Here is an 18603-nt window from a genome sequence, read left to right as displayed (position 1 = left end):
ACTTTCTGATCCAGGAAGTTACCGTCGCTGAACTTCTTATTAAGGCCGGCACCAGTGGTGTAGTTACGCCCTTCCAGTAAATTATGCGCGGCTAATACTTTCGCTCCCGATGAACACAAAGCACAGATGTATTTCTGCTGCTCAATATGTTTTTTAAGGAAATCAATCACCATTGTATTAGCAGAAAGATTATCAGTGCCTTTCGGACCGCCCGGCATCATCACTGCATCATAGGTCTGATTATATTTATCTTTAAGGGTGTAATCGGCGGTGATCCGTGTTTCAAAATAAGTCTCAAGTGCCGTTGTTTCCATGCACGACAATACATCCACTTTAATATCTAAGCGGCGCATAATATCGATGAACACAACCGCTTCACCCTCTTCAAAACCATCAGCCAGCAGTACTGCTACGTGTTTTACCATTGTCATTATATCTCCTAATCTTTAATCAGTTCAGCGTCTGTAGAAACATCAGCAGCCGTTGTTTATTCGTCATGTTTAGTTCTCATAGAATCTGTCAGGTGACTTGTATGCTCGTTCGCAACAATCGCCCCTTTATGCTGAATTACCTGGGCGGCTAAACTATTTCCCCAGTAGCAGCATTCAGCCATGTCCATATTGGCGCACCAGGCGGCCAGATAAGCGGCATTAAATGAATCACCAGCGGCCGTTGTATCAACAACATTTTCAACACTGTCTCCGCGGACAAATCCGTGCTGATTATTCTGCGACCACATAGCGCCGTCGGCACCGAGTTTCACCACCACCTGCTTAATACCTAAATTATGCAGACGTTGTGCAATTTCCCCCGCTTCTGAGTGCTGGCGGCCTAACAGCAGATCTTCATCATCAGCAGTCACTAAGGCAATATCGCTCAGCTGATAAAGCTTATCTAACCACCCGCAGGCCGATGCAGTATCAGACCATAAACGCGGACGATAATTAGAGTCCACCGCAATTTTTACGCCCTGCGCTTTCAGTTCCGTTAATGTTTTTAACAACTTGCTTTTACCGCTGTCAGGTAAGACAGCTAAGGAAATACCGGAAAGATAAATAAGGTCGGCATCCGCCAGGCTGGTCATTTTAGAAGCAAAATCCAGGTGTTCACACATATAACGGGCAGCAGAATCATTGCGCCAGTAGTGAAAACTGCGTTCTCCCAGATCGTCGTTTTCAATAGCATACATACCGGGTAATTTATGCGGGTAAGTCATTACCAGGGAGGTATTAATACCTTCAAGCTGCCAGTAATAAATCATGCCCCGGCTGTAGTTATCCGTACCCAGTGCTGTTATATAATAAGGATTAAGAGCAGGCAGAAGTCGAGATAAATACACTGTTGTATTTAAAGTATCACCGCCGTAATTCTGAGTCTGAGCTTCAAACACCCGGCCACTCAGTTCAATCATACATTCGCCGATAACGGCAATTTTTTTGTTTTTTTTCATCGCAGGGTTACTCGCTGAGTATTATTAATATTGCTCTACAAACACGATTAACGGAAGTATACAAAACCACACAGCCTTTCACTAGCTTTCATTTTGTTTTGCTGCAAAAGAAAATGAAACAGAGAGCTATATCACAATTATTGGTAACGGGTTTTCGGGGAGGGGGAATTATTTCTTCGCCTATAAAGAAATGAATAGTTAATCAAATTCAATTTTCTTAACAATAAGTACAAGTCAACATAATTAACACTTAGCCAGTACTTTTTGTTTTTCCAATACAGCAAACACTGTCAGCCATGGTCATTTTCCTACTTAAAATTTAGTCACTCTATCGAGTCAGCGATAGTTGTGCTCCCTGCTGTACATCTAGTTGACTATGCAGGTCCTCGGCATTTATCTACCACGCCGTTGGTTTCATCCTTTTTAAATCCCTAATAAGATAAACATCCTGCTTGCCCGTCATCTCCTTTTCTGTGAAGGTGTCCCTTTTCTCATCCTGACCTTTGCATCTTCCAGTGCCTGTTAAACTCCTTGTAAAACGTCCCTTTGTTTGCGGGATTAATAATACGGTGGAACACCTCTTAATGCGGCACCTCAAAAACAATTTTTTACGAGGAAAAAAATAGGAGCAAAGACAAACACACCAAAAATCAACAACTTAAGAGAGACAAGTAAGTGTACACGACCAATCACCACCACTTCGTAGGTAGCATTTCTGCAGTGGCGAATAGTCAATCTCCCACAAGTTAATTCTCACCGTAAATTAACCTCCAGTGTATAACTAACTCTTGACACTAACATCAACAAAAAAAAGTGAAGTTTTCTTTACTTTTCAACAAGTAATATTGCATTCATGTGCTATAGCAGATTAAAAGCAATGCTGTAGGGGACTATCGGGAGTGTATACAATGCGGAAAGCTAAAAACTAAATACCTATATCAGGTAAAAGCAATCAGGTACATTTTGGGAACAGAAAGGACTGCCGAAGCAGTCCTAAATCATAAAAAAACAAAAGGAAAAAAGTTAGCCGTGATAGTTTCTTTTTAACGGGACTATCTCACCGGTCACCACATCAATAATCAGCTCATTATCATTTAAAAGCTCGACTTCGTAAAAAGTAATGCCTTTTTTATTTTCCAGCTCTAACTCAACTACACTGGAGCCGTAATCTTTTTGAATTTTATTAATACTTGCCTGAAGGTCAAATTTAGTGGTATCTAACTGACTAAGCATGACATGGTCTTTCTCATCTAACTTACTAAAACCGGCAACACTTAAAGACTCTCTTTCATCTTTTAATAGTGACCCGTCCGCAGTGCTGTATTTAAGGGTTTGCTCTATTCCCTCTTTTTCGTTAATAATCTCAATTTTATATACCGCTTGATGATTATGATCGTCCAGTTTTAATTCTGTTATTTTGCCGGGGTAATTATTTGTTACCTGCTCAACAGCTTGTTCAATTGAGAAATTTGCGCGTTTTAAAGCTAACTCAGATAAGCCGTCATTATCAGCGGCAGCCGCGAAAGAAGTAACTACTAGTGCACTAGATAAAGCAATACGTTTAATGAATTTCATAATTTTTGTCCCGTTGTTTGTTTAAGTGATGCGGCCAGTTTAGCAAAGCACCTTAGACAGAAGATGGACAACACATTACAAAAAATTAACAATTAATATCATTTCGCTTAATTTATATTAGAAAAAATGGCTCATCTTCGATGAATAACAAGTTACCCCTTTGCGCAGCAGATTATTTTTAGGCCTCTTTGCCCGCCCGGTTATTTTTTCAGATATACAGTCTAACCAGGTTGGCTGGATTAACCGCCGTAATAACGGCGACTGCAGCTCGGTATACTCACTTTGAAAAATAACCACAACTTCCTGAGTGGCTGCCGTACCAATCACCCGGGCCTGAATCGTCGGCAGTGCAAAAGAAAAATCCCCCTGTTCAACCGGCAGCGGTGTTTCCTGCGCCTGCCATAAACCGCTTCTGTCACCGCAGTACATAGCAATATTTAATGCACGTAATGACCAGAAACTGCTCGCCGGACCGCTGTAATTATCCACCAGCCGTACATCATCATCGAATAACCCCTGAGTAGGAGCACCGTTAACAAATGCACCGTTAGCAATGAAATAACGCAGATTACAGTGAAATGCACGCTTTGCTTCACCGGCCGTCAACGCATCCGCTCCCTGATCTACGGCAGCCAGCAGCGGCGCGGAAGCGGCTAAACGATAACAGGCGCTGCGCCCGAAAAACGGCATGCCCTGCGGGGTGAAAAAATAACGGTATCCGGCGGCAAAATCACTTAATGACTGGTGAATAAACTGCCTGTCTAAATGCGGATCAATCTGATCTAACCAGTACAGGGAATAAAAAAATCCCCATGCATTGTAATAATCGTAATTGCCTTTTGCACCGTCTCTGAACCAGCCGTCACCCACATAAAACTCTTTTACGCGCTGATATTTTGTCTGATCAACGCAGTCTTCTCCGGTTAAGGATTTAATAACAACCTGCACCGTAAGCGGGAACAGATGCCAGTTGTTATCCACTGTCTGACAGTGATTGACCTGTTTGAACCAGTCAAGCACCTGTCTCTGCTGCCCGCAGTTAAAACTGTCCCAGACCTGCTCCTTAGACAGCCACAAGGCCAGCGCTAAATCAGCACTTTCACAGACCCGCTGATCATAATCATGAAGCTCTCCCCAGTAGCCGGGGTGCTGCGGATCGGTACCGGCCAGAAAAGCCTGCTTTAGTATGTTAACGACATCAATCACACTGCCGTCCAGGCCTTTAAACACATGATTTTCTCTGCCGTTCGCATGCAGCCAGACAGCCAGTGTCGGCAGCACGCGGCTCACTCCTTCCAGTGCATCAGTTCTGGCTGTCTGCTGACTTGGACGTCCGGGATAATAAGCATGGCTGTAGTCCCACAGTGCATAATGATTAAATGCTTCAGCGACATAACTGACCAGCTGTTCACATTGATACTTTAAATCGTGCTGATCACGTTGAAATAACGCTCGGATGCTGTGATCATGCTTTGTATAAGCGGATTTTCGGTTTTTAAAGCGGATTACATTCTCTTTAAAAAGTTTAAAATACATCTCGGCATCGGGATGTTCATAGGGAATTTTAGGTCTGGGTGCCGCGCTGATTATTTTGCTCATAAGTTAATCTCGAAGTGAAAAAAAAGCACATCAGGTTCAATACCCGTGTGCTTGAAAGTCGGATGCAAAGGCGCACCCGGCGGCAGGCAATAGCAATTCGCCAAACTAATTGATCTGTGCTTTTATTTACAAGTACGGTTTTAACCGCGCAATATAAGAAGCGAGCCTGAAGCTTCACTTCCTAAAACAGAACATCATATTAAGCGGATTGGTATAATAAATACCTGCTTTAGTCCGCCGCAGAATCGGTTATTACTTTATAGCGATCCTGGCCCCAGGCAATCGGTGCAGGTTTGTCTTTAACCCAAGCGTAAAATGCTTTTCTCAGCTCTTTTACTTTCTCCGGATATTTTTTAGCTAAGTTAATTGATTCAGCCGGATCTTCTGAGTAGTTATATAATTCAAACTCTGCATTGCCGTCATCGTAATAATGCAGCGACCAGTTCTGATCTTTTATTGCCCATTCACCCTTAGAGTGTTTTTCAATATACGGGCTAGGTTTAAACTCCTGCTCTTCAAAAGAGATCCATTTCCAGTAATGATTCCAGAACTCGGCACTTTCAGGTGAGTAATGATGCGCACGAGGGCCCGCCCAGTACAAGTATTTATGCGGTTCCTGCTTCTCACCTTTCAGCAGCGGCATAATATTCTGACCGTTAACATCCATCTCACTCGGGATAGCAATATCAGCAGCAGCTAATGCCGTCGGCAGAATATCCATCGCAGACATCATAGTGTTATTCACTTGACCTTCTGGTAACTTACCTTTCCAATGAGCAACAAACGGTACGTGTACACCACCGCGGTAACGCGTGCCTTTAAACGCACGGTCCATACCATTCATCGGCATTGGAGACTCGAATACCGCGCCGTTGTCCGATAGGAAGAAAATAAGCGTATTTTCATATTCGCCCATCTCTTTGAGCTTATCAATAATCTTACCGATGCCTTCATCGGAAGCATTAACGTGCGCATAATATTTATCAACCTCAACATTACCGGTATCAAAACGGTCCATATATTTAGCCGGTGCCGGCTCCTCTAATGGAATGTGAGGTACACTATAAGCAAGGTTTACAAAGAAAGGTTTATCACCGGCCCCTTCAATAAACTTAATCGTTTCATCGGTTAAATTATGTGTGATGTAACCTGGTGAGGGTACATTTTTACCATTTTGGAATATCGCAGGAGAATCGTATAATGCGACCCCTGAAGCGTAATAGCTGTATGAATAATCAAAACCACGCTCTTCTGCACCGAAACCAGGCTCTGCAAATGGAATTTCATTCTCATGGTAGTCACGGCTGCGTGTATTTTCCGGCACTAACTCTTTACGAACTTTCGCGTTATGCCATTTACCGATATTAGCAGTGGTATAACCATTTTCATTCATCAATTCAGGCAGCAGTTTAATATCTAAAGGGATACCCAATTTAGCATCATCATTACTGTAAGTACCAAAGCTATGCGGATTACGGCCAGTCATCATACCTGCACGTGACGGTCCACAAACCGGTGTTGCGACATAGGCATTAGTCATTCTAACACCTTCATTTGCCAGCTCAGTAACATGGGGCATAGAACGTTTAGCCGCGTCGTACAGTGTATCGAAATCACCATCATAACGTACCGGGACCGGGCGCTTTTTCAATGTTTCTTTATCAACTTGATCAAGCATAAAATCCAGTTGTGCAGTACCCAGATCATCCATAACAATCAGTAGAACATTCGGTTTATCTGCATCTTTGGCGGCAAAAGCCGTCACCGGTGCAGCGGCGCAGGCAGCTACAACCAGACCGGCTAATAACGTTTTCTTTGAGGTAAATCTTTTCATTGTTACTCCTGTGGTTTTACTTGGTTAATTTTGAATTGGCAATGACCGGCATAACATTCGCCGCTAAACCACCACGCTTAATTTCCTGAGTCATCAGGTGCATCGCTGTAGTGGTATGTTTGAAAATGCGCTTGTATGAAGGGCATAAATAGTTGTGCTTAAATTTTTCACCTTCAATAGAAGTGATACGGTGCTTAGGACAGCCGCCGTAACAAAGTGCCTGCACCTCACAGCTCCGGCACCTGCTGGTTAAGGTCTTATGTTTGGCTTCACCAAAACGTTTCTGCTGCTTGCTGGTCGCCATCTTAGTGATATTATTCTGACGGATATTACCCAGTTTATTAGCCGGATAGACATAATGGTCACAGGAGTAAAGATCGCCGTTAGCTTCAATAATCATCGCCTGCCCGCATTCACGTGACTGCACACAGACAGATGCGGGATAACCCATCCAGGTCGCCAGAATACTGTCAAACATGCGCACGAATATTGTGCCGACATCTTCTTTAATCCACTGATCAAAAACTTCGCTCATAAACTGACCGTACCCGTCAGCAGGAACCGAGAAATGCGTGAGCGAGGGATCGGCAGAAGGGGAATAATGTCCACTGTTTTTCTGCTGACAGCTTTGATCAACTTCAACAATGGGAATAAACTGCAGATGCTTAGAACCAAGCGATTTTAATAGTTGATAGGTCTCTTTACCTTTATCCCAGTTCTGATCATTAATCACGGTTAAGGTATTAAATTCGACCTTATATTCAATCAATAACTCAATCGCACGTTTAACACGCTCAAAGGTCGGGTTGCCGTTCACTGAAATTCGGTATTTGTCATGCACCTCAGGCGTGCCGTCAATCGAAACACCGATTAAGAAATTATTTTCGGCGAAAAACTGTGCCCACTGACGATTAATCACAATGGCATTGGTTTGAAAGCTGTTGCTGATATTTTTTCCGTCGGCATACATTTTCTGATATTTAACCGCATTACGGTAAAAATCTAATCCCGCTAATGTCGGCTCACCGCCCTGCCAGGCAAAATCAATATCATCACTGTCCTGTGAGCGGATATAGTCGCGGACATAGCGCTTCAGCGCGGCTTCTGTCATATAACCGTGAGTTTTACTTTTCTGCTGCTCTGGTATTTCCGGAAGAACCTCTTCTTTCTCCAGGTAGAAACAATAATCACATTTCAAATTACAGTGATAACTGGTCGGTTTAGCCATCATATGAAAACGTGCTTGTGGTAAATGTAAATTTGTCATATCAAAACCTTTTGAATGCTTTCGTATCAACATAAGGCACACTATACGTAAGTATTCGTAAGAATAAAACGATGACGATCACAAGTCTAAAAGTGTAAAGATCAAAAACTAAGCGCATAAATATCGACCAGTTCAAAAAAGAAAACAAAAGACAACGAAAGCCCAGATTTAACAAGGAGTTGTGAATATGATCAAAAAACCTTTCTTTGATTTTCGGTAACCTTTCGAAACTTTTTATAATAGAGAGAAAGGGGAAATATAAATGAGAGTTGGTCTGAATAAGTCATTAATAGCATTAAGTGTTTTTGTTGCACTGTCTGCCTGCCAAAACGAAAGTGTGGCAATAGGTTCAAAAGATGATGCAAACCTTGAACCCGGCGGCTATATGTACTTTTTTGAAGAAGGTGTGCCTGAGTCGATCAGCAGCTCTGGTTCCCAGGCATTAGCAGTCACTACAGAGCACTATAAAGACGGTCAAAGCTCTTTAGAGTGGGCCTTTGATCCTGCCAGCCAGCTGATTTTTGATCAGGATATCGGTTATAATAATGATGATGACGAGATCACTCCCTATACCTTTATGGCCTGGGTATATAACGAGAAGGCGGTTGATAAAGAGCTGACCTTTAGTTTCGGCACCGCAGGCTCAGAAGACAGCAGCTTTACATATTCCCTTGACTTTCAAGGCTGGCGAGGCATATCTGTTCCTTTCCGGGATATGGACGGCACTCCGGCAGAAGGTATGAATCAGATGGTCATTACAGCACCAGATGAAGCCGGAACTATACTGCTGGATCAGGTGATGATGTCAGTGCCCGTTGATAACCGCTATCCGACACCTGATTATCATCAGCCTTTTGTTAATCCGGGCGTGACAGAAATGGCCAGTAAAAACTGGACGGCCCTGTTAATGTACGATCAGATGCTCCGCGAAGCACATCCTGAATTTAATTTCGATACTGAATTTGACGATACTCAGGGCGACAGCGCCAGTCTGTATGTTAATTTTGATCACCATATTGGAGTCAATGAAAACAGCACCATTACTCAGGAAAAAATTGACGAGAATCTTGCGGAATACACTGAATTTGAGATCTCCTATAACCCGGACGGTACGATTAAAGGTAAACCGCTGACTCACCCTAACGGTCAGACTTTTCTGAAAACCGGCATTGTCAGTGATGAAACACTGGAGATGCTCCTAGATACAGGATCAATAAGAACGCTGGGCCAGGCAATGAAGGACACGGCAAAATATCTGCGTACTAAGAATCTCTCCGAAACTAACCGCGCTGCACTGGAAAGTGTATTTCTTGACGCCACCCGTCATATCCTTGCTCAGGGACTAGAAGGCGGCTCGGGTTATCAGATTATCAGCCATTTCGGCTACCAGACCCGCGAACTGTTTGACGCACTGTTTGTTGCCCGTAATCTGCTGGCTGATAATCAGCTCCTTGAAGGCGCCCAGCAGTCGATGATGTGGTTCAATGCCACCGGCCGAGTATTTGAGCCCAGCGAAGAGATTAACTCTTCTAATGTAGATATCCTTAATACGCAGCTGCAGTGGATGATCAAAAGCTTCCTGTTATTGCCTGATCAGGCAGAGCGTGAAGCGATGCTGACTCAGCATCAGGAGTGGTTAAGCAAAACACTGCTGACCTCCGACGGATTAGCCGGCGGATTTAAAACAGACGGATCCACCTTCCACCACTCACAGCATTACCCGGCTTATGGTAAGGATGCCTTTAACGGTTTGTCCGGCGCCATTTACGGCCTTGGTGGCAGTCCTTTCCAGATCAGCGAAGAATCACACGAGCACACCAAGTTTACCCTGCTGATGATGCGGGTTTACAACAAAGAGCTGATTACTCCGATTGTATTAAGCGGACGTCACCCGACCGGAGAACAGAAAATCACCTCAACCCCTTTCAAATGGATGGCACTGGCAGGATCACCAGACGGCAGCGAAACGGTCGACTCCGATCTGGCTGCCGCTTATGCCAACCTGGCTAAGCTACCTGATTTTGAAGGAGTTGATGCAGAGGATGAACCTGCCGGCGTATGGGCAATGAATTATGCTTCAATGGCGATGGCGCGCGGTCAGAGCCCGGCAGACAGCGAAATGTCCTGGCTGGCAACCGCACGCGGATTCAGCCGTTATCTGGTCGGCAATGAAACTTATTCGGCTAATAATCTCTACGGCCGTTATCTGCAGTACGGACAACTGGAAATTACTCCTTCTGATTTAACTAAGCGTGCATTCAGTCATGACGGCTGGAACTGGAACCAGTTTCCCGGCACCACCACCATTAATCTGCCTAACGAGCAGCTGCGTGCGGTATTGAATCAGCTCCCGGATGCCGGTATTGAAGAGATGCTGTTATCCACAGAGACCTATTCCGGTGCCAATACTCTTGATAACAGTAATGCAATGTTTGCCATGAAACTGCACGGTCATACAAAATATGAGCAGCAGAGCCTTCGTGCCCGCAAGTCCTATTTTATGTTCGGCAATGAGATTATTGCACTGGGCTCCGGTATTCAAAACAGCGACAGTCAGCATCTTACCGAAACAACCCTGTTCCAGCATAGTGTTGCGGATCTGCAACCGGTTGAAATTAATGACAACCCAGTCAGCACACTCGGCAGCGAAGAGATCACTGCAGAGGATGTTACCTTTCTGGATCCTGCGGGTAACCGTTATTACGTAACAGCAACCGAAGACGAGCAGGTGCGCTTCACCTACCAGGAGCAGTCCTCTAATGCCCAGGGTGACGCTTCGCCAACCAACGGTTTGTTTGCTACGGCAGTTATTGAGCATGGTACAGCACCAACCGACGGCCAGTATGAGTATGCAGTAAAAGTGGAGGCTCAGGATAACAGCAAACCTGTCTACACGGTTCTGCAGCGCGATAATCAGGTACATGCTGTGCGCAGTGCAGATAATGTTGAAGCTTACGCATTTTTTGAAGCAGCCTCAGGTGTTAACGGCGACTATGTTATCGCTTCTAATACTCCTTCACAGGTTATGGCCAAATCTCTATCTGCTTCGCAGCTGCAGTTAAGTGTGGTGAATCCTGATCTGGCAATATACAGCGGTCAGGATCCGGATCAGATTGATGAGAACGGCGAGCAGGTAGAGGTCAGTATCTACAGCCGCCCTTGGCGTTACGATCTGTCTCAGGCGATGACCACTACAGTCACCGTCAAGGGCCAGTGGGAATTACCGCTGCCTAACAGCAATGTTCAGGCTGTGATAAACGGCGAAAACACAGACGTGACGGTAACCACCATTGATGCCGCACCGCAGAAATTTGCCTTAACTAAAAAATAACCATTCAAAACTCAGTAACCGTTACAGCTTAGGCTGTAACGGGTACATATCTATAGGAGAATACCTAATGAAAATAAAATTATTAGTCGGCAGTATCGTCCTAAGCAGTCTGCCGATATTTGCCCACTCAAGCGTTATCAACAGCTGTGGTACCGTCGGCGGCTATGATTACCCCTATATAGAAGATATTAATTCGCAGAATATGCTCAGCGTCAGCAGCTTAGCTGAACTAGAAGCTGCACTGCAGTCCGGCATAGAGAATATCTTTATTCCCGGCGATACCACTATCGAGCTGCCCTACCAGAACAATGCCTTAGTGATACCAGATAATGTCTCTCTGTTTAGTGACAGAGGCAGAAACGGCAGTGAAGGTGCGATGCTGAAAGTAGATTATATTGACGAGCAGGAATATAACTTCCCCATTATACAAACCGGCAGTAATGTGCATATCTCCGGCTTAAGGCTGCAGGGGCCGGTGAAACATATAGATACAGATGTGCTTACCCTGGGCATTCAGACTCAGGAAGACAGTTCAGGACTGATTGTTGAAAACAGCGAACTGTACGGCTGGGGAGGCGGCGCAATATCACTTAAAAAAACACAGAATGCCAGAATCCACCACAACTATATCCATCTTAACCAGAAAAGAGAACGCGGCTACGGTGTTGTTGTACAGAATGGTGATGCATCAACCGCGGTGTACTGTAATGTCTTTGACAGCAACCGTCACAGCATTGCCGGATCCGGAAAAGAAGGGGAATCTTATACAGCTTCCAATAATATTATTCTGCAAACCGGTGAGGGTCATTCATTGGACATGCATGAAGATGCTGACAGCAGTGGAGACGGCGGCCAGGCTGTTAATGTTATCAACAACTGGTTTGTATTCGGCGGCACCGAGTGGGGACACTACCCTTCGGTCAAACTGCGCGGCGTGCCTAGAGACGGCTTAGCCGGCATTACAGGCAATATATTCCGCTCGCCGTTTGAATTTGTGGACGGCGGAGACCGTAGCAAAAGAGCATTAGAAGGTGTGCCGGGCGCAATGCACAGCGATCCGGTTCTGCAGGAGTTAAACCAGTTCAATGTCGATATGACATTCAGAAAAGCCGAGGAGCAGTGCTTTTTAGACTACCAGGATAAAAGCGTACCGGTATTATGCCAGGCAGTTGAAAAATATATCAGCACAGCACAAACGCAGCCCAGGTAAAAAACAGCGCCAGGCTGTTATGCCTGGTTACTCTATCTGCCATAACAGCATGTTAATGCTTCCGCCGACGTGGTAAAGACCACCAGCCGTAACGGCTGAATCCTAAGCGAAGCAGCAGCCTCCTGTTAATAACAACATAGTTACTTTCTTTATTATGTTTATAACAACAATAAGGTCTTGATATGTTTCTTTTATTTAACCGCTACAGCAGCTCCATCTATTATTCAGCTCTATTTATTTTGTTATTTTCTTTCAGCAGTTTAAGCAGTGCGGCATGCACAGAACCGCTGCAGGCGCAGATCCTCAGTTTTGAGGAAGCAGAACTGCCTGAGTGGATTGAATCTGACTCGGCATCATTAACAGATAAACGCTCTATTCTCGGAAAACAGTCGCTTTTATGGCAGTGGCGGCAGGGCGATGATATTACCTTTAATCATACTTTCTGCCGTATCGATGATGAACAGGCCACCGCGGCTTACGGACGCGGTGCAACACAGGTACTGTCATTCTGGATCTATAACCCCAAAGCAGTCCCTGACACATTAACAGTTCAATTGTCAGATGCACAAAGCAGCCCCGGCAGCATAACAGAGTTCCCGGTAGGGCTGAATTTTGTCGGCTGGCGTGCCGTAGGTCTATCATTAAATCTGGATTTTACACCTGAAGTTACTTATCAGTTTGATAAAATACGCTTTATCTCACCAGCAGAGAAATCTGGTCAGCTGTATATCGACCGTATCATGGTTTCTGTCGATGATAACCGTTATCAGTGGTCCGATGATCAGGTCAGCACCCGCATTATCCTGCCTGAAATTGATTTCGGTCTTGATGAAAATCTGCCTGAAGCCACTCAGGAAGAGCTTAATGATGCTGAGCAGATTAAACAGACCATGATTGATGAATTAAGCGGTTATAACGGCAGCATGCAGGATTTAGAAGATAAATTTGCACTGTTTAATATCGAGAAAGACAGTGGCGGCGATATTAGCGGCCGCCATATCATTACCGATAAACAGCAGGTTATTTACCAGCCGGATAATCTGTCCCCGGCAGACAAAACAGATTTTGACGAATATGCTGTACTTGGAGACAGCGACAGCAAAGGCGAAAAAATAACAGGTTATGCCCAGCTCATGCTGGATATTTCCAAGGCCTATCACGAACCGGATTTTGCCGCCGAGCGCCCGCGTTTAAGTGAAATGTATATACAACTTACAGTACATTTACTGGATCAGGGCTATGTCGACGGCAGCTCACTGGTTACAACACATCATTGGGGTTACAGCGGACGCTGGTGGTATAACTCAGCCTTGATGATGGAGCCGGTATTAACCCGGGCTGGTTTACTGCAGCCGACTTATAATGCGCTTTTATGGTTTTCCCGCGAATTTAAAGAAAGCTTTGATATGGAGCTAATACCGGAAAGCTCTAATTTAGATTATTTTAATACGCTTGCATTTCAGCATCTGGCGCTGCTTATAATTAACCCCGATGACAATGAGCGGATCGCGCTGCTGCATAAATTTTCTGAGTTTTTCTCCGGCGCATTAGCGCAGACACCTCCCGGTACACATGACGGGTTCCGACCTGACGGTACGGCATGGCGGCATAACGGTCATTATCCTGCATACGCATTCCCTGCTTTTAAAAACGCGGCGGTTGTTGTCAGCATGCTTAAAAACAGTCTTTTTTCTATCACGGAAGAGGGGGCTGATAAATTAAAACTGGTTATGATGGCAGGCTGGCACTACAGTAACCCGGTTGTTCCTTTAGGTCTTTCCGGACGCCACCCTTTTACTACATTAGAACTGAAAGGCTATGCTGACGGTATGGAAAAACTGGCCAACAGCTATCCTCAGGTGGACGAGGAGTTAGCGGCTGTCTACCTGCAGGTAACCGATACCAGCTACGAAGAAAGTGAAGCAATATTCGGTAAAAGAATTCATCCGGCGCCTTTACCAGAGGGCAGCTGGAGCTTTAACGGCGGTGCTTTTGCCGTCCACCGCAGCGGTGAGCGCATGGCTTTAATTAAAGGCTATAACAAAGACGTGTGGTCTTCTGAAATTTATACAAATGATAACCGCTACGGGCGCTACCAAAGCCACGGCGGGGTTTCAGTTATTCCTTACGGCGATCCGAGCCTGCTCGGTTTCCAGGAAGACGGCTGGGACTGGAACAGGAATCCCGGTACTACCACCATCCACCTTGATTATGATCTGCTTGAAAGCCCTAAAACATCAACCCTGATGGTGCGTTCCGAATATGGAACAAGCGGCTCAACATCCCTCAAAGAGCAGTTCAGTATTTTCAGTTTTAAGCATATTGCTCCGGACAACCTGGAAAACTTTGAACCAACCTTCCGAGCACAAAAATTTGTACTGGCAGGTGAAGACAAACTGTATTTAACCGGCAGTGCTATTAATAATGCTGACGGCATCAACAATACTGAAACGACGCTGTTTCAGCTTGCTTATGGTGAAGAGTCTCAGGGAATCTGGATAAACGGCAGCTACCATGATCAGGGGGGATTTACACATCAGCTGACTTCCGGTGACTGGCTGATAGATGATAATGGAGTCGGTTACTATTTGATTGATGCTGAAAAAGTAAATGTCCGCCGCGGTGAGCAGGACTCCCGTCATAACAAAACTAAAGAACCTACTTCAGGTACTTTCACAACAGCCTGGATTGATCACGGGACGGCACCGGAGAATGCCGGTTATCAATATGTGATGCTAATGGAGAGCACTCCTGTACAAATGGCTCACTTTGCATATTTAATGCAGAACGATTCTCAGTTCCTTGTGCTGGAGCAGACAGAGCAGGGAGAACTACTGTTTGATAAAAGGAACAGTGTTTACGGCTACAGCAGTTTTGAATCTTCGGTCTACGAGCAGGGTCCGCTGCGCAGTATCAGTACAACGGCCCAGGTGCTGGCTCAGACTTATGATAATCATATGGACTTAAGTATCGCCTCAACTGAATTAAATATTCAGGAAAACGATCTGCCGACAACAGCGGTGAGTATAACGGTTGAAATTGAAGGCATCTGGGAGATACAGAATTCCGCCGCATTTAACTTTAGTCATCGCAGTGGAAATACATTTATTGAAGTGGACAGTTTTTTCGGACAGTCAGTTAGCTTACGATTATGCCGGGATCTTAGTGTTTGCAAGAATAAATAGTTGTACAGCCCCCGTTACTAAAAACGGGGGCTTATCAATTACGCTTTACAGTATGACTGACGGGAAGCCGTCAGTACGTCTTTGCGGGCTTTAGCAATGGCTTTTTGATCACCACTGACCTCGAGCGGGCGGATCTCCCTTAGATAAACGTCAATAGACGAATCCCCTTCGTGGTTGTGGTAACCCAGCTTATGTGAACGCCAGCGTTTATCAATTACTGCTTCCTGAGTGAAAAACGGATCCACGCTGTTGGCTACGTAGTTTCTAAACTGCGCACGCATCTCTTCCAGCAGCTGTGCAGATTCCGCTTTATGACTTAAGTTGGTCATTTCACCTGGATCATTAAGCATATCGTATAATTCTTCATCATTATTTTCCTGATAAACAATATATTTATAACGATCGGTTCTCATCATACGTGCAGGCTGTATGGTCATTTCCCGGTTGGTATGCCATTGACATACAACTTCCTGGCGCCAGTCTGCAGGTTTTTCCCCTTTTAAAAGCGGCAGCAGAGAACGCCCGTAAAGATTAGACGGAGTATTGATACCGACATAATCACACAGCGTAGGAAGAAGATCACAAAGTGATACCAGCTGATCTAATGACTGCCCTTTAGGAAGATCCGGTGCTGAAAACACAAAAGGAACATTGGTTGACTCGTCATAAAACCAGTTCATTTTAGTGACTAACCGGTGTGCGGCCATGGAATCACCATGATCAGAAAATAATACGACTAAAGTCTCGTCTTCTAAGCCCTTCGCCTTCAGTGTATCCAGTACTTGTGCAATACACTGGTCGGCAAGTTCTGTGAAATGATAATAAGCTTTTAAATACTGTTTAAAATTAAGCTCATTCCAGGCAGAGGCCTCTCTTGTACGGTTATGCGTGCAGCAGGCGTACTGTACTGATTTAGAGCGATTCATCAGATCGTCATTAGCTTCAAAATTGTCAGGTAACGGCGGCAGCTCCCCGATTCCTTCAATATCACCATGCTCGCCCCGGAACTCACCAACCCAGCCGCAGATATTATGCGGATTATTAAACTCAACCGCCATTAAGAAAGGTTTGTCTCCCTGATAATTATTAAGGTATTTAACACTTTCTTCCAGGCAGTAGACATCTTCTCTGGTATCGTAATTAATCGGGAAAGCAGCTGTTGTTTCAACTTCTTTTTCTATCTGCTCTGCACTGTCAAAACCGGCCAGAGAGCCGTAATCATGACGCTTTCCAAAGTGCACGCAGTCATATCCGGCATCAGAGAATAAATTTCCCAGGGTATCCATTGTCTCGGGGATATTCGGACTGCTGTTGGCAATTATTCCGGTCTGATGAGGCAGCTTCCCAGTCCAGAAACAGGCTCTGGAAGGCGCACACAAAGGAAAAGAACAATAAGCTTTTTCAAAACGAACTCCCTGCTTAATAATCGAATCTATTGCCGGGGTTTTTACAAAGTCATTGCCGTAACCTGCCACCGCTTTTTTGGCCAGCTGATCGGCGGTAATGATTAATATGTTTTTAGGATTTGACGGTTTATTCAATACAGTGGTTTTTTCGGACAAGGCAGCTGCGGCAGTTGGCGCCAGAACCCCAGCAGCACCAGCTGCAACGGTTCCTTTAAGAAAACTGCGACGAGAAATTGACATGTTAAGACTCCTGATTTACTAAATTGAAAGTAGAAGCAGACTGGTTAAGTAAATGGTCAGTTTCAGATATTGTAAAATAATCAGTTACTTATCCGGACTGCAGTAGTGGATTAAAAAACGTACATCAAACCAACACGGTAACGCACCTGTCGTTCATCATCGTAGCGGCCGACCTTCACATCACCCAGTTCGACATAAGGCTGCCATTGATACTGCTGATAGCGGATTCGGATATTCTGCCAGTAGTCCCTGTCAGTATTGTCAAACAGCGGAACATCATTATTCAGTTCTTTGCCGAAGCTGACCTGATATTGGAAATCCCAGGCCGGCGTGCCGTAACCCAGCCAGAAATCAATACGTTGAACCTGCGATCTCTCGTCTTCGCCAATCTTTTGTTCATTAATGACCTGTTTATAACGAGTCTGCAGGCGGATTTTATTATCCGTCATATAGTTGATTCTTAATGAAGGGATATACTGCTGATTATCAGTTGTTGTGATGTAGTCAAAACCTGGAAGAAAAACTAGATTTTCGTTATAGCGGTAGGGGTAGAATATACCGATATCGTAGGATGAGATTGTCTTATCTTCCAGCCAGTTAGAATCGCCGCCGCTTGCTGTTGTCGCCTCTAATTCCAGCAGCAGGCTGTCCGTTGCAATATAGGTTTTCAGTCTGTCCGCTCTCTTTTCTGTTTCTTCCGAATAGGAGTGCCTATAGTCAAGCTTAATAGAAGTTTCAGCTGCAGCGATAGACGGAACGGATGCTAGGAGAATCCCTCCCGTCAACATAACTGCATTGTAATTTTTTGTCGTGAATTTCACTTTACCGCCTTAACCAATAAGAAGTATCGAACAAACAATGTACAACAAAAAACAGAGCAAGACTCTTACCGAGTAATGAACATGAGAGATCAAAAGCAAACGAAAGACAGCACAAGGGCAAGACGAAAGGAAATATGATAAAACAATACAAATTGCAGTAAAACAAGTAAATGAAATCACTTTCAAAGAGAAGTGAAACAACAGTTAAGTGAAAGACAGAAGTAAATGTAACTGATTATTCTAACTGCAGATTGACAACGAAAATTGAATCAACCCAGATAAATTATCAGGAACTTATTTCTAACAGGCATAACAAGCAGTGTGCTGACGTGGTTTAATTGATTCGACTAACCCAGTTAAGACATAATTGATTTAACTGGAGATTGAAATGAAAACACGTAAAACCTATTCAAAAGAGTTCAAACTTGATGCCATTGCGCTGGTAAGAGAGCAAAATTACAATATTGCAGAAGCAGCTAGAAACTTAGAGATTACTCCTCAGATTCTGGGCCGTTGGATAAAAGAGGCAGAAAATGATGATGGCCATGCATTTAGAGGAAACGGTAAACTAACTCCAGAGCAGGACGAGATCCGTAAGTTAAAAGCACAAGTAAAACGCTTGGAAATGGAGCGTGAAATATTAAAAAAAGCGACGGTCTTCTTTGCCAAAGAAACGAAGTAAAAT

Annotated in this window: 11 protein-coding genes and 1 pseudogene; 4 read left to right on the top strand and 8 right to left on the bottom strand. The window is 44.5% G+C overall.

What is annotated here, in order from left to right; translation table 11 throughout:
• The 6 genes from G327_RS0122690 to G327_RS0122665 form a co-directional block, all read right to left on the bottom strand.
• Nucleotides 1–431, bottom strand: a 431-nt coding sequence (locus tag G327_RS0122690; protein ID WP_019617103.1) for a DJ-1/PfpI family protein, incomplete at its 3' end; no start/stop codon positions are given.
• A gap of 56 nt (nt 432–487) precedes the next feature.
• Nucleotides 488–1450 carry a sugar kinase gene (locus tag G327_RS0122685; RefSeq protein ID WP_019617102.1) on the bottom strand — a complete coding sequence of 321 codons (963 nt, stop codon included), beginning with the start codon at nt 1448–1450 and terminating at the stop codon, nt 488–490.
• Nucleotides 1451–2473: 1023 nt separating this feature from the next.
• Nucleotides 2474–3025: a PepSY domain-containing protein gene (locus G327_RS0122680; protein ID WP_019617101.1), complete on the bottom strand. Its 552-nt coding sequence runs from the start codon at nt 3023–3025 to the stop codon at nt 2474–2476.
• Between the two features lie 117 nt (nt 3026–3142).
• Nucleotides 3143–4624 (bottom strand): DUF2264 domain-containing protein, encoded by a 1482-nt coding sequence (locus G327_RS0122675; protein ID WP_019617100.1) that lies wholly within the window; start codon nt 4622–4624, stop codon nt 3143–3145.
• 229 nt (nt 4625–4853) lie between these two features.
• The gene (locus G327_RS0122670) at nt 4854–6458 is read right to left on the bottom strand and encodes a sulfatase family protein (protein WP_019617099.1); all 1605 of its coding nucleotides are present in this window, start codon (nt 6456–6458) and stop codon (nt 4854–4856) included.
• Between the two features lie 16 nt (nt 6459–6474).
• On the bottom strand, nt 6475–7725 hold the full coding sequence (locus G327_RS0122665) for an anaerobic sulfatase maturase (protein WP_019617098.1): 1251 nt from the start codon (nt 7723–7725) through the stop codon (nt 6475–6477).
• A gap of 262 nt (nt 7726–7987) precedes the next feature.
• Between G327_RS0122665 and G327_RS0122660 the strand changes: the two genes are divergently transcribed.
• The 3 genes from G327_RS0122660 (at nt 7988) to G327_RS25485 (ending at nt 15451) form a co-directional block, all read left to right on the top strand.
• A complete protein-coding gene (locus G327_RS0122660; protein ID WP_019617097.1) occupies nt 7988–11056 on the top strand; it encodes a chondroitinase family polysaccharide lyase in 3069 nt (1022 codons plus the stop codon).
• Nucleotides 11057–11123: 67 nt separating this feature from the next.
• Nucleotides 11124–12266 carry a right-handed parallel beta-helix repeat-containing protein gene (locus tag G327_RS0122655; protein WP_019617096.1) on the top strand — a complete coding sequence of 381 codons (1143 nt, stop codon included), beginning with the start codon at nt 11124–11126 and terminating at the stop codon, nt 12264–12266.
• Between the two features lie 182 nt (nt 12267–12448).
• A complete protein-coding gene (locus tag G327_RS25485) occupies nt 12449–15451 on the top strand; it encodes a chondroitinase family polysaccharide lyase (RefSeq protein WP_019617095.1) in 3003 nt (1000 codons plus the stop codon).
• Between the two features lie 38 nt (nt 15452–15489).
• On the opposite strand, the gene G327_RS0122645 is transcribed toward G327_RS25485, so the two are convergent.
• Nucleotides 15490–17097 (bottom strand): sulfatase family protein, encoded by a 1608-nt coding sequence (locus G327_RS0122645; protein WP_019617094.1) that lies wholly within the window; start codon nt 17095–17097, stop codon nt 15490–15492.
• Nucleotides 17098–17207: 110 nt separating this feature from the next.
• Complete coding sequence (locus G327_RS26325; RefSeq protein WP_019617093.1) at nt 17208–17918, bottom strand: oligogalacturonate-specific porin KdgM family protein; 711 nt, start codon at nt 17916–17918, stop codon at nt 17208–17210.
• A gap of 388 nt (nt 17919–18306) precedes the next feature.
• On the opposite strand from G327_RS26325, the pseudogene G327_RS0122635 reads away from it, so the two are divergent.
• Nucleotides 18307–18603: pseudogene (locus G327_RS0122635) on the top strand (transposase); the annotation flags it as partial.

Source organism: Psychromonas ossibalaenae ATCC BAA-1528, assembly GCF_000381745.1.
In the GTDB taxonomy this organism is placed as follows: Bacteria; Pseudomonadota; Gammaproteobacteria; order Enterobacterales; family Psychromonadaceae; genus Psychromonas; species Psychromonas ossibalaenae.
Note: the sequence above shows the minus strand (reverse complement) of the source record. Positions and strands in the feature narration are given on the sequence as shown.